Annotated in this window: 9 protein-coding genes and 3 pseudogenes; 10 read left to right on the top strand and 2 right to left on the bottom strand. The window is 45.5% G+C overall.

What is annotated here, in order from left to right; genetic code table 11:
• Positions 1 to 463 precede the first annotated feature (463 nt).
• The gene (locus BJP58_RS03310; protein WP_194542781.1) at positions 464 to 1,333 is read right to left on the bottom strand and encodes an AraC family transcriptional regulator; all 870 of its coding nucleotides are present in this window, start codon (positions 1,331 to 1,333) and stop codon (positions 464 to 466) included.
• Between the two features lie 158 nt (positions 1,334 to 1,491).
• On the opposite strand from BJP58_RS03310, the pseudogene BJP58_RS03305 reads away from it, so the two are divergent.
• Positions 1,492 to 2,651 (top strand): annotated as a pseudogene (locus BJP58_RS03305) (Gfo/Idh/MocA family protein).
• Positions 2,652 to 2,868: 217 nt separating this feature from the next.
• Here BJP58_RS03305 and BJP58_RS03300 read toward each other — a convergent pair.
• Positions 2,869 to 3,420 carry a TetR/AcrR family transcriptional regulator gene (locus BJP58_RS03300; protein ID WP_194544795.1) on the bottom strand — a complete coding sequence of 184 codons (552 nt, stop codon included), beginning with the start codon at positions 3,418 to 3,420 and terminating at the stop codon, positions 2,869 to 2,871.
• A gap of 163 nt (positions 3,421 to 3,583) precedes the next feature.
• Between BJP58_RS03300 and BJP58_RS03295 the strand changes: the two genes are divergently transcribed.
• The 9 genes and pseudogenes from BJP58_RS03295 (at position 3,584) to BJP58_RS03250 (ending at position 14,076) form a co-directional block, all read left to right on the top strand.
• Positions 3,584 to 4,510, top strand: a complete 927-nt coding sequence (locus BJP58_RS03295; RefSeq protein WP_194542780.1) for a ketopantoate reductase family protein — start codon at positions 3,584 to 3,586, stop codon at positions 4,508 to 4,510.
• Between the two features lie 309 nt (positions 4,511 to 4,819).
• Positions 4,820 to 5,047: pseudogene (locus tag BJP58_RS33845) on the top strand (hypothetical protein); the annotation flags it as partial.
• Positions 5,048 to 5,097: 50 nt separating this feature from the next.
• A pseudogene (locus BJP58_RS34095) lies at positions 5,098 to 6,020 on the top strand (alpha/beta hydrolase fold domain-containing protein).
• Positions 6,021 to 6,026: 6 nt separating this feature from the next.
• The gene (locus tag BJP58_RS03275; protein WP_194542777.1) at positions 6,027 to 6,188 is read left to right on the top strand and encodes a hypothetical protein; all 162 of its coding nucleotides are present in this window, start codon (positions 6,027 to 6,029) and stop codon (positions 6,186 to 6,188) included.
• 544 nt (positions 6,189 to 6,732) lie between these two features.
• Positions 6,733 to 7,599 carry a carbohydrate ABC transporter permease gene (locus tag BJP58_RS03270; RefSeq protein WP_194542776.1) on the top strand — a complete coding sequence of 289 codons (867 nt, stop codon included), beginning with the start codon at positions 6,733 to 6,735 and terminating at the stop codon, positions 7,597 to 7,599.
• Between the two features lie 17 nt (positions 7,600 to 7,616).
• Entirely contained in the window at positions 7,617 to 8,495 is an 879-nt protein-coding gene (locus BJP58_RS03265) for a carbohydrate ABC transporter permease (RefSeq protein ID WP_194542775.1), read from the top strand.
• A 37-nt stretch (positions 8,496 to 8,532) separates the two neighbouring features.
• Entirely contained in the window at positions 8,533 to 9,687 is a 1,155-nt protein-coding gene (locus BJP58_RS03260; RefSeq protein ID WP_194542774.1) for an efflux RND transporter periplasmic adaptor subunit, read from the top strand.
• Positions 9,688 to 9,724: 37 nt separating this feature from the next.
• Entirely contained in the window at positions 9,725 to 11,065 is a 1,341-nt protein-coding gene (locus BJP58_RS03255; RefSeq protein WP_194542773.1) for an ABC transporter substrate-binding protein, read from the top strand.
• An 86-nt stretch (positions 11,066 to 11,151) separates the two neighbouring features.
• Entirely contained in the window at positions 11,152 to 14,076 is a 2,925-nt protein-coding gene (locus BJP58_RS03250) for a hypothetical protein (RefSeq protein ID WP_194542772.1), read from the top strand.
• Positions 14,077 to 14,127: the final 51 nt, after the last annotated feature.

Here is a 14,127-nt window from a genome sequence, read left to right as displayed (position 1 = left end):
GAGCTAGCCGTACAGATACAGAGCCGATAACCCTATTACGCGGTTATCGGCTCTCTCATATTTCAGGCATTGTTTTCTATTTGAGATGATAAGCGGTGTTTTCCCATAATCAGCTGCTTTTTGTTCAACTAGCAGGAAGGGTTACACAATAGAATTATAGAATTCCTTATATGGTTTTTATGTTACAATCACTTATTTACTATGGAGAGGAGAGTTACAGCAATGAAGCGCACAAGAACTTGTACCGATTGCCGAAAGGGACACGAACTTAATCCGTTTACCGATGAATACATATCTAATTAAAATTCTGCAGCTATTTCATTAAGCTAACGGGCAGGAAAGAGGAGATAAACATAATAAGGACATATGTAGTCAATTGTCTTTCTCAGCTATCGGGTGCTGGGCAGGTTGGATTTAGGTCTTGGAATGCCCAGGAGTTCTTCGTTTAATGGAACCTCATGATTTAAGTAGTCGTCCATTTCTTTCGATATTGATGCGGTGTGATTCCCATTTGTGACTTAAAAAATTTGCAAAAATAAGAGCTATTCGTTAATCCGATCTCCTCCGCAATAAGTGAGATCGGTTTTTTTGTGGTCGCTAAGAGTTGTATGGATTGATGAATCCTTCGGGCTGCTATGTATTCCGTGATGCTGATCCCTGTCGCTTCTTTAAAGAGATGTGACAAATGGTAGGGAGATAGATGCAGCGACTTCGCCATATCGTCCAATCGGAAAGGAATCGTATAATTCGCTTCAATCCAGGTTAAGATGTGCTCCACCCGATGATTTTTACGGGTTTGGTAAGTTGAACTCCTTGCTTTCCGCTTATCCCAGATTGGTTTCAAGGAGCGAAAAAGTGCGACAAGAAACAGCGAAATTTCTTCATATTTTTCCGAGTCGGACAGCGTCGGGAATCGATCGTTCATGCTCTTGTACGCAACGTCCAGGTAAGGGTCCTCGACTTCATAAAGGCAGGGGAAAGGGAGATTGCCCAAATATATAAAATTGTAAAATTCGTGGAGTGCGGGCCATTGTTTAAAATATGCCTCGTACACGGTCGGTTCAAAAATCGCAATGGATCGTTCGAAACACTGATGATCGTCGTATTCAAGCTTTAGGTGGTGGAGTTGACAGGGCTGAAATATACAAATCATCCCCGGCTTAATCTCATAGCTGCTGTTATTTACGATCATAGTTCCTCTTCCTTGATGAATGAACAACACTTCAAGGCCAAGATGGGAATGAAAGGTCTCTTTATGCTCGTAATTTTCGCTTTTACGTCTATAGGCAAAGTACAAGGGAGAGATACTGTAGTTGCTTGCAACAAACGACAATTTGCTTGCCTCCTTCTTCCTCGTCTTCGTACTTGCATTGAATATACCATACAAACCGCAATTTAGCGTTATTTTTCCCCCATAGCAAAACACATTTACAAGGCTGCACCGGATACAATTTTATTATGAGAAGTAAAGTTAGGAGGCGAAAATTACGTATGTTAAAGGTAGCGATTATAGGTTCGGGGGCAATTTCGTCCAGTCATATCGAAGCATACTTGCAGTTCAAGGACCGCTGTAAAATTGTTGCTTTATGCGAGCTCTACCCCGAGAAGGCGGAAGCGAGGCGGAAGCAGTACGGACTGGACGCTAAAATCGTACACGATTATAAGGAGCTGCTTCAAGACAGTATCGATCTCGTTTCCGTCTGTATACCTCCGTATGTTCATGCGCAGGTTACGATCGATTTCCTGAACGCAGGAAGCCATGTCGTTGTAGAAAAGCCTATGGCAGCGTCACTTAAAGAATGTGACGATATGATCGAAGCGGCACAGAATAGCGGTAAGTTGTTGTCCGTGATCGCCCAGAATCGATTCAGAAACCCGATTATGAAGCTGAAGCAAGTGTTGGATAGCGGCATGGCGGGCAACATTCTGCATGCCCAAGTGGATTCTTTCTGGTGGCGGGGCCATTGTTATTACGACTTATGGTGGCGCGGTACTTGGGAGAAAGAGGGGGAGGCCCCACGCTTAATCATGCCGTTCATCATATTGATGGTTTGCTGTGGATGCTTGGTCGTCCTTGCCACGTACAAGCTTACATGGGTAACGTCGCGCATGACAATGCCGAGGTTGAGGATTTATCCATCGCGATGATGAAATATCCGAATGGAGCCTTGGGGCAACTTACCAGCTCGGTCATCCATCACGGCGAAGAGCAGCAATACGTGTTCCAAGGACAGTTTGCACGAATTTCTGCACCATGGCGGGTAACGGCTTCCACTTCCTTGCCGAACGGATTCCCTGAACGCGATTTGGAACTGGAAGAAAAAATCCGGAAATACTATGACGAATTGCCGGATTTGCCGTATGAAGGCCATGCCGGTCAGATCGACAATGTGCTGAGCGCGATCGAGCATGGAAAGCCATTACTCATCGACGGAGAAAGCGGCCGCAGCACATTAGAGATGATCATGGGCATATACAAATCGGCAAGCATGGGTGAGAATGTCCAACTCCCGCTGCGCAAGGACGATCCCTTCTATACGCAAGAGGGTGCTCAACAGAACGTTCCCTATTTTTATCAGAAGGGCAAGAGCGTTGAAAATTTTACGGATGTGAAAATCACGACAGGAAGCAATTACGGCGAAAAAAAATGATCATTGTGGAGGATAATGCGGGCGGAGGGAAACAGAAAGGGAGCTTACAATGGCATATCGTTCCATTGGAAGTCGCTAATTTGGCGGCTTCTTTTGTGTTTTAGCGACTATTTTGTTTTATCGGTACAAGTTCTTGTCCCGAGTCAAGGACAAGAACTTGATTGCCGAAAAGGACAAGAAACTTTTATGCAGGTATCACACTTCAAATTTAATTCGTTTACCATAGCTGCAGCCTTGCTTCCAAAATTCTAGCCATCTGTTCAACCATCTCTTCTGGCGTATATGGCATAGATTGGACGACCCACCACTCAATCAACCCCGTAATGGAAACGGATAAGAATTGCGCCAATACATCCTTGTGGATACCGGTTTCTAGCTTCATTTGGTTTACCACCAAGGTGATATTCGCTTCAATCATCTGTGTCATACGGTGTCTGAACGTCGGAATACCTTTATTGGTAATCAAAACGCCATAGATTTCTGCATGCTCTTTCAGATACGTGAACGCACGAATCAGCAGGTCCCGGGACAGTTCATTGGTTGGCCCATCCTCCGGCACACAACTGTCAGCAAGCATCATCAGATACGTTTCCACGCTCTGTTCCAGCAGGTCATATTTGTCTGTAAAATGCAAATAGATCGTTCCGCGATTGACATTGGCCCGATCCGCTATACCTTGAATGGTGATCCTCTCAAATTCCTGTTCTCCCAACAGCCCAATGAACGCTTGCATAATCATTTGTCTTGATCTCACGATGCGCCGATCCATGGTTTTCCCCTCTTTCCTGAACACATCCAGCATTCGTTGTTCATTTCTCAACAGAAACGAAAGCAATTAGCCATTGCACCTGCATCCGTTCCAATGATATCTTGATTGTAATCCACAGATGTTATATATTCAACAACTGTTAATTATATAAGGAGGGATAATATTGAATATACTTGTGTACGGTGCAGGTGTGCAGGGAAGCTATCTGGCACATGTCCTAGTAGCGGGCGGTCATGACGTGACTGTGTTGGCAAGAGGAAAGCGAGCGGAGGAACTGGAAAAGGAGGGACTGGTCATTCGGCATTACCTTCAGCGCAAGACAACTGTTGATCGGGTTCGTGTAATTCGTAGACTAGAGTCAGGTGACGCGTATGACTTGATCTTCGTCATGATGAAATATTCGGATTTCGGGGATGTGCTACCGATCCTCGCAGACAACGTTAGCCGTCATATCGTATTGGTCGGCAACAATATGAATACCTACGCCATGCAGGACTATTTGAGTAAACATGGACAGTCGCCTAAACAGGTCGCTTTTGGATTCCAAGCTACCGCAGGTACACGTACCGACGGACGAGTCATATGCATTCGTGGCGGCCATGGGGAGATGGTCATCGGGGGTCTGGACGGGCCCGTACCGTTTCGCTCCCTGCTGGAGCAGGCATTCATGCCAACCAAGTACAAGCTCAGTTACCATGATCAGATCGATGCCTGGCTAAAAAACCACATGGTGCTGGTCGTGCCTATGAACATGGTCATTCTGTTCCACAGCTTCCAGATGAAACAGGTTGTCCGTGACGATAGGCGAATGCGTCAGTTAGTGGCGGCGATGGGAGAGGGCTTCCGTGTACTTGAATCAATGGGGTACCCGTTAACCCCTGCGAAGCAGGCGTCTTGGATTACCGGCTATCCAAACTTAATCCGCTGGGCGTTGAAGATTTTCTTCATGCTTCCGGTTAGCGGGTTGATTGATGGGACAGCAGTTGAGCTCGCAGCCTTGAATGAGGGCTTTGCCGAATGGAGGGCAAGGTCGGAAGTGCCTACGCCAAACTGGAATGCGTTAGAGACAGATTGGCTTATTCAATCATAGTCACTGCTGCAAGCCGTGTGATATATCGTGAAGAGTGATGTCGGGAAGTGTTAAAGCACTTACAGGGCCGTACTTACGGCCTGTCTTTCCGTTAGAGAGTAAGAAGAACATTGTACTATTGCCGAAAAGGACAAGAACATCTTCCCAATGAAAGTCGCTGTTTAAGCGGCTTTTTCGTTTTATCGGTACAAGTCCTTGTCCCGAGTCGACGGACAAGAACATGAGCCGATTACCGATTAGATAGATATCTAACTAAGTTTCCATGCAATTTATTAAGCTAACGGGCAGTAATACCGCGCAGCGGGCGGAAGCGGGCTCGGACTTGCGATCGTTAAACGTGTGGTTGAATTATACAACGGTTCGGTCGAGATTGACAGCGCAGCAGAAAAAGGAATGAAGGTGGCCGTCATTTTACAGGCCGTATCGCCGCGTAATTCAATTATTCGTGTGGTTAAGAGGTGGACGATTCCGTTCATCTCTTTTTTGCTTGCTGATCCACCACTTTTTCCCATTCGCTTCATGTTCTGTTCATATTGAGCATGTAGTATCGATTGCATATTGCATCGTGAAATCCACTGAGGAGGTTGATGGAAGTGAAGCAAAGCATCCGAAGCAAGCTTATCGAAACCATGCTGCACATGAGCGGTAGAAAACAGAATTTTGCAGACAAAGCGAGGTTTGCGAAATTTCTTGATCAAAAACGAATAGCGAATGCGGAACCTTATAGGTTGCCTGAAGAACTCAAACAGAAATGGGATATTGTGATGGATCCCTCTTATGGGAAAGATTGCTACGTTCTAAGCGGCAATCAGCATGCAGGACATAAATATATCATTTATTTGTTAGGTGGAGGGCATATTAACCGGCCGCTGCCTATGAACTGGAAATTTGTTAGAAAAATAGCGGATATGACCGGTTATCAAGTTATCGTACCCGTCTACCCTAAAGCACCTCATCATCAGCATCATGAATCCTATGAACAGGTGCTCTTCGTTTATGAACAGCTGTTGAAGAAAACTTCATCGCAGCACATCGTATTGATGGGAGAATCGGCAGGAGGCGGGTTTGCGTTAGGGCTCGCTCAATTACTGAAGGAAAAAGCAATGCCCCAGCCGAGTCGGATCATTCTTATCTCGCCTTGGCTAGACATCACGTTGTCTAATCCGGATATCCCGGCATTCGAGAAAAAAGACCCCCTCCTCGGATCGCCTATGTCGGAAAATTGTATGCCGGCGATACGGACCTGAATGACTATCGATTAAGTCCGATTAACGGTAACCTACGAGGGTTGGGCAAAGTTTCCCTGTTCTTCGGCACTCATGACCTCATGGCCGCAGACGCACGGAAGCTCAGAAACAAAGCCCGGAAGGAAGGCGTCACAATCGATTACTACGAATATCCGAAGATGATACATATCTTCACTTTGTTTCCGTTACCGGAAGCGAAGAAAGCAATGGAACGAATCGTTGATTTGATCACGAATCGAGCTGGCAAAGGTTTTGTCCAATAAAACAGGATGGTACGACTGTTCGAGCTTGCCGGAGAGAAGCGCGGAGTGATTATCGTCTCCGATCTGTTATCTGCGATTAACGCCATCCTGATAATAATCCCTTACGCTTCCGTCTATTTCATACTGAAAGAGCTACTGGTGTTGAAAGATTTCTATGTACTTTACTAATGAAAAAGATCATGTAAGAGATGATTCAGGAAGCCAGGGACTTCCAATAACACAATACACGCTTCGGGTATAAAGGAAAAATAGATATTGATAACCGTAATAACATAACTACAAGGACAATTGGCGAAATTATTAAATTTAGCGGAATGGAAGCACGTGAGAAGGAAAGCACCCAATTGTGCAAGAAGGATATGATTGAGGTAGCCAAATCGGGAAAATGAAATATTGAACTAACGGGAAATGACAGCTCAAGAAAATTAACAAAGCAGCTGACCAACGTGATCGGCTGTTTTTTTCAACTAACGGGCTTGATAATCAACAGTACTTTGAAGTACACGAAAAAAGCACCTGATACTTTCAGGTGCTTTTTGTTGTACCACTTTTTGTTTGTAACGAAATCGCCTAGTCACTTCAATATTTTAGGTATTTTTAATATTTCCCCACTTTTTTCTTAAGCAATCTCATCTATTCTAAATGCATTGGGAAGCGTAACAGGCCAGGATGGAGGTTTAAACTTTACTGAGAAAGGAAGGATCAGTCAATCATGAAAAAATGGCTCCGTCAGGATGCTTCGGCGGCCATGTTTTTTCTCGTGCCAAGCGGTATCGGATTTACACTCTTTTATCTTATCCCGTTTGCCATGGGTATGTATTATTCCTTTATGAGCCAATCGGTGGGCGGCGAATTTGTGGGATTCGATAATTACCTGGAACTGCTTGAAAGTAGTTCCTTCCGCAAGGCGGTATCCAACACGTCTTACTTCAGTGCGGTCAGTGTTCCGCTTATGGTCATGCTGTCACTCGGGTTAGCGATGCTGCTGAATAAAAATACATATATTCAAAAATGGCTACGTACAGCTTATGTTATGCCGCTTGTTGTGCCCGTCGCCTCCATCATCATGATCTGGCAGCTGCTGTTTGATTGGAACGGCTCCCTGAATGCCTGGCTGAACAGCTTCGGATATGAACGGGTGGACTGGATGAAGACGGAATCGGCACGTTGGGTCGTAATCATTGTGTACCTATGGAAGAACATCGGTTACAACGTCATTTTATTCCTGGCGGGACTACAGCAAATTCCGAAGGGTTACTACGAAACGGCCCGGATTGAGGGGGCTGGTCGTTTACGGCAATTCCGAAGTATTACTCTGGTCTATCTGACTTCCACAATGTTTTTTGTTGTGATCATGTCCATTATCAATTCATTCAAAGTGTTTCGTGAGACGTATCTGATCGCAGGTGATTACCCCCATGACAGTATTTATATGATGCAGCATTATATGAACAATATGTTCGTGTCACTCGACATTCAGAAGCTGACTGCGGCGGCAACCCTGATGTTTCTCTGTATTTTACTGATTGTACTAGTGCTGTTTGCGATTGAGCGCCGGCATCGGCAGTACATGGAATAGGAGGTGGAGAGAAGTCTGTGCGAGTAGCCTACATATTGAAAAAAAGTGCTTTAACGTTTGTCATGGGTGTTATCGCCATGATCTTAATATCTCCTATTGTGATTACATTCACAAATTCATTGATGACAGAACTGGAGATCCAGATCAATTACGGTCTCATCGGTCAAATGAAAGAAATGATTCCTGGTAGAGATGGTTCTTTTGCAAATCTGAAACTGATTCCGGACAAGGTGTCTTTTGCACAGTATGGGAAGGTTTTCATTGACAACCCGAAGTATCTGACGATGTTCTGGAACTCCGTGTTCATGGTGATGCCGATTATTGTGGGTCAGACACTCGTCGCAGCACTGGCTGCTTATGCATTCTCCAAGCTGAAATTCCGCGGCAGGGATACGATGTTTTTGGTCTATGTCATGACGATGCTCATGCCATTCCAAGTCACGCTGGTACCCAATTATATTATGGTCGATAAGCTTGGCATGCTGAATAGTACGGGCGCCATCATTGTTCCTGGTATTTTCGCAGCTTTTGGCGTATTTATGCTCAGACAGTTCATGCTGGACATTCCCTATGCCTACATTGAAGCTGCCAAAATAGACGGTGCCGGACATTTGCGGATTTTTATAACGATGATTGTTCCGATGATCATGCCGGGATTGGCCGCACTTGTGATCTTGCTGTTCGTTGATTATTGGAACATGGTGGAGCAGCCGCTTATTTTTTTGGACGACCCGTTCAAGCAGCCGCTGTCCGTCTTTTTATCCAGGATTAATGATAGCGACCGGGGGATTGCCTTTGCAGCATCCATGCTCTATATGGCCCCGATGGTAATGTTATTTCTGTATGCGGAGTCGTATTTCATAGAGGGCATTCAATTGTCAGGTGTTAAGGGTTAGCTTATTAGGACGTTTTTTTAGGAGGAGAAGAAAGGATATGGAGCTTGGAAAAGGGTTAGCTGACCAAAGACGAAAGCGAATCCTTCAAATCGTGTTCATGGGTTTTATGGGGGTGCTGCTGCTGTTTACATTGTTCAGTAACACGCTGCAGTCGTTGACCTTGCCCAAGGTGACCACGGAACAGCCGAAACAGGGAGGCATTGAGCTATCGATCGCGGGAAGCGGAATACTTCAGCCGATCGCCGAAGCCAAACTATCCAGTTCAAACGACTGGAAGGCTCAGCAGATTTACGTAAAAGAAGGTGAACGTGTTAAGAAGGGACAGAAACTTATCGCTTATGACAACGTAGCGGCAAGACAAGAAATCGAACTTGAAGTAACGAATTTGGAAAAGCAGAGGATTGAGCAGCAAAATCTTCAGGATCAGTTTATTCAATCTTCCATTGAGGAAGATGAGCTTAAACTGCGCAGCGCGAAACGTGAAATTGAAAAAGGGAAACTCGATATCGCTGCGCAAGAACGCAAGATCAACGAGATGAAAGAACGACTGGCAAAAGAACAGATGCTTACCGCTCCCTTTAACGGTATTGTAACGAAGCTGAATGCGGTTGAAGGACTTGCATCTGCGGGCGAGCCGGATGTCATTGTCGCGAATAGCAGTCAGGGTTATAGGTTTGACGTTGATGCGGATGCAGAACGATTGTCTAGTATTGGGATATCCGTTGGAGAGCGGATCGAGGTAGAGGTCCACACAGATAAAGAGCAGCAAACCAGTGTCATAGAAGGTGTAATTGAAGAAATCACCAATGCGGAACCGATAATTGAGGGGGCAACCGAAGGAACGGGATCGCTAACCGTCCCTCAAAAGAGAATTCGTATTAAACTCATCGATGCCAAGCTGAAGGGAGGTGAGCAGGCTCGTATTAACATCGAGAAAAGCTCTCTCGATCATGGGCTGCTTGTTTCTAATGAAGCTGTTCATCAGGACCGGGAAGGCATGTACGTTTTTGTAGTCGAAGAGCAGCCGGGTGCACTCGGTAACGTTTTTGTTGCCCGAAAAGTCAACATCAAGTTCAGCGAGCGGAATGACAAAGAAACGATGATCCAAACGGATAGCATTTATGAACAAGATAAGATCATTCTGAAGAGCAGCGAGCCTCTGCAGGATGGCAACCGAGTTCGCTTGGAATAGGCGTTGTAAACAGAACATATCAGGAGGAAATTATACGATGAAAAAATGGCATTTACTTATTTCTATGGGAGCTTTAATCGCGAGTTTAACCGCTTGCGGGTCAGGAGAAGGCGGGAACGCGGATAAGCCCGCAACGAAAGAGGGAAAAACGGTGCTTACCCTGTCACTGACAGAGTCGACTCCGTTCTATCAAACGCTGGAAAAAAAGTTCGAAGAGAAATACCCGGATATCGACCTGCAGATCCATGCATATAAAAGCATGGGTGAACAATGGGGACCTGGGGAATTCGAGAAGTATCGTACTGCAACGAATACAGCCATGTTATCAGGAAACGGGATGGATATCATTGAAGTTGGCGGCTTGCCTGTTAAAGAATATGTGAGCAAAGGCTTCCTACTCAATATGAATGGTTTGCTGGAGCAAGATCAGACACTCCATAAAGATGATTTGCAAATGAATATTTTGGACGGTCTGAAACTGAATGACGGGGTGTATACCATCCCTTTGGGATACTCCTTGAGAGTATTGGTTGGTAATGGGGACATGCTGGGCAAAGCTAATGTGACGTTCGATGATAAAACCTGGGATTGGAAGGAGTTCCAGAAGGTTTCGAAAGAAGTGATCCGGAAGGCTAAGGAGAGCGGCGCCGACGAGATGTATGCATTAGCATCCTATCCGCCGGAATACCTCTTCCAAGAGATGCTCTATGAAAACTACGCTGCATTTGTTGAAACTTCCGCCAAAAAGGCATTGTTCGATTCTCCGGAATTTGTAGATTTGCTTCAGCAAGCGATGAAAATGAATGATGAGAAGATCATCACGTCCGACGAGGCAAAGCCGGGCAATCAATTGTTCAGCTCCACACCGATTATGTCGCCGCTTCATTTTGTCGAAGGCCCTTATATGTTGTTTGATCATCCAAAGATCATGCTGTTACCTAGAGCGGGAGAAACCGCAGGTCAAAAAGGTGCGAGAGTATTTACATCATCCGGGTTCGCTATCCATGCCAAATCGCCAGCACAAGAAGAAGCTTGGAAGTTTATTTCCTTCCTATTGTCTGAAGAAGCACAATTACTGCAGGAAAGAGAAGGGTTCTCGATGCTTAAATCCGTGAATGAAAAGCTGATCAGTGACCTTCAGGAAAAGGTGGGGAGCGGCGACTATAAGCTTCCGAATGGGCAGCCGGCCAAAGTACCCGACGAACAATTCAACGTGTTTAAACAAATGGTTCAGTCCGCGGATCAATACGTGGATCTGGACAGTAAAGTGATATCGATTGCGGGTGAAGAGTCCATGGCGTACTTCAGCGGGCAGAAAACTGCAGAAGAAGTGGCAAAGCTGATCCAGAACCGAGTCACCACCTATTTAAACGAATAGGTAGATCATCCAGGAAGCAGCTCACTTTTGTGCGCTGCTTCCTATTTCACAGAAAGAGAGAAAGCCAAATACAGGGAGGTACATTTATGCACAGGCAAAAAAAGACATGCATAGCAATGATGCTATGCGCTGCGATGTTAAGTCAATCGTTTGTCTTTGACGCATACGGGACATCCGCAGCTGATTCGTCTGTTTCCAAATCAGCTTCAGGCGCATCTATGTTCACACTGGATAAACTCGGCTCGGTCACATTGAAGCAGAGCGTTAGTGTGAAGCTGACGGATATGAATATTTCTGTTCATCCTGACGGGAATATTCTCACGTATACACTTCGTTACAGTAATAATAGTGGCAGTAGAGTAGATCTATTCGATTATTTTTCCAAGCTTTCAACCCCGAGTGGCGCCATCATAAAAGGAAAAGTTGTTACGAGTGATGCTGGTAAAAGAACGTTGCCTGCGAATAGCAGTCAATCCGTGACGTACTATGTGAACATTGGACGATCGGCACAGGTAAACGGAATGAAGGTTTCCATGTTCGGATGGGATTTTAGCAGCGTCACTTATGAGAAGAAGCTGGGAGGTTTCACGATTCCGGCTCAGTACTCATCTGTAGTCCCTGTAGGCAAGAGCAAGAAGATGAAGATGAATAATATTTCAGTTACGGCCAAGGCAGATACGGTACAGAGGTATAAAATCAACGGAAAAGTATATATAAAGTTGGGCATGAAGCTCTCGAATGGAGGAACCAAGGTGCTTAGCGATCCAGGATATAAAGCATATCTAAAATCGGCTGGCGGCTCGATATTTGAACTCTTGCCTGAATCGTCTAGCACTGGCTACAAGCTCCAGCCTCAGGAAAGCAGAACCATCTACTACTGGACGGAAATTCCTTCCACGATGAAGACCCGTGGCATGACGCTGCAGCTGGCTCAGGAAGACGAAACCTTGAAAATGCATCTTCCGGTGCAATCGTTCAAACTTCCTGCGGCAGCTTCGGATATCGCCGTGGCTAAGGGCAAAAGCGCAAGATGGATGATGAAACAGCAGCTTGTTACGGTCAAGGCAGAAAAAATGCAGCAAATGAAACATAATGGGAAAGTGTATTTAAGAGTGGGGGTCAATTATGCAAACGGAGGTAAGAAGGTGCTAAGTGATCCTGGATATAAAGTGCAACTGAAGTCTGCCGGCGGCTCGGTATTCGACCTTGTGCCTGAGGACGAAACAGGAGTCAGCTTCAAGATTCAGCCAGGGCAGAAGCGAACCATTTATTATCTGGCAGAGGTTCCGTCCAAACTCAAAACCGACAATATGACGATGCAATTCATGCAGGAAGATGAAGCTTTAAAAATGACGCTGCCAGTAAAAACCTTCAAGCTGCCTTTCGTTACGGCTGATGTGCCTGCGGCGGATTATGCCGTCAAAAAAATATCCGTTAATCACCTTATGATTGAAACGCAGTTGAAAAGTGCTTCCGTATATGCTGAGAACGATACCGGGAAATGGAGCCTACAATTCCGAGTTAAAAATCTTGGCGAAAAATCATTGAAGCTGCCGGCTTATGAGCTTTCCATCCAGACGAATGAAGGCTACAGCATCCCGGTGAATGCGAAGGCACTTGCCAATGTTACGCTGAAGCCGTTAGAAGAAAAGCTGATTGATCTCCGTGCAGATGTACCATTGCACATGAAACAGAATATGTTGCAGCTGCAATTAACGGAGCCTGCGGTGGAGGGGAAGATCAGCTTCCCGACAGCCCGCTATAATATCCCCTATGCTCAGGAAGGCAGAAGCCATCTGGGTTCAGAGAATATCATCGAGAACGATCATGGCACATTCGGTGTAAAGCTGAGTTCATACCAGCGGCTGCCTTGGGGAGATGGGGATCAGATTGCAGCTCGAATCAGCATTCGTAACACCAAAGCGTTAACCGTACAGCTGCCGGAACTCAAAGCCCAAGTTAAGGCTGATATGCGAGACCTCAGCAGTACAGCTCAAATCGTGATACCGAATGATCAGACGACGCTGGCGCCTAATGAAACCGTAGAGCTGTATGTACTTGCCAATGTGCCCTATTCCTATAATTTCAATCAATTACGCATTGAGCTTCAAGAAAGTTCAGGAGAGGACGTCACGAGATTTCTGTCGCTAAATACCCGAGCGGTCAACAATGTGGTGAACCAGGTTGCTGCAGGTGATTCTTATCTGATCCATACGCCGGGCAAGAAAGCGGAGGTCCGTGAACGAATGAGTACCGTGTATCAGGACAGCAGCTCCAATTTGTTATACACGGAACTGGAGATGGCCAGTCAGGAAACACGTCAATCCATGCAGGCGCAGCTGGTGGCTTATTACAAAACATCGGACAACGAGTATTATGAGGCAGAGGTCAATCAATCGTCCGTCAAGACAAGCCCGAAAGGAAAAAATCTGGTGACCGTTTGGAGCAAGCTTCCGCTGAATGTGAATACTTCACAGCTTGTATTGTATGTCGGCGAAGGTGTATCAGGCGGAAAGCTGACCGATCTGGAGGAAGTATCAACGGAAGTTATTGGATCGATCAATACAGTGGGATTAGCGCTTAGCCCTAGAGCTATCCAACCAGCAACGAATCTAGGGAATGTGGAATTGTTTCCTTATAAACTCTCCATTACGAGAGGAGAAGCTAGACTTAGTGAAGGAAAAGACATGCTCAATACCGTTATTCATTATAATCTCATAAGGAATGGCGATTACGAGACAGGTGAATATGAACATAAACTCATTATGGAGATGATTGACCCGACCGGACAATCTACGGAGAAGACATTAACACTCGGCACCGATTTGTCCATCGGCAGCAATAAATCATACTCCATTACAGTGAATAACAATTTCCGTAAAAATGTAAGCGGAGGGGGAGTTCGCATCAATCTGTATGATGAGTTCCAAGGGCGGAGAATGCTGATCGGAAGCCAGTCGTATCCGATTATTTATGAAGAGAATCAGGCGAACAAGTCGGATAGCGATTAAATACGATCTAGACACAGGTAGATAGAGGGTAGCACCCCTGAAGAAGGAAGT

The sequence above is a fragment of the Paenibacillus sp. JZ16 genome, assembly GCF_015326965.1.
In the GTDB taxonomy this organism is placed as follows: Bacteria; Bacillota; Bacilli; order Paenibacillales; family Paenibacillaceae; genus Paenibacillus_AQ.
The sequence above is the reverse complement of the archived record's forward strand: the minus strand, read 5'-3'. Positions and strand labels throughout refer to the sequence as shown.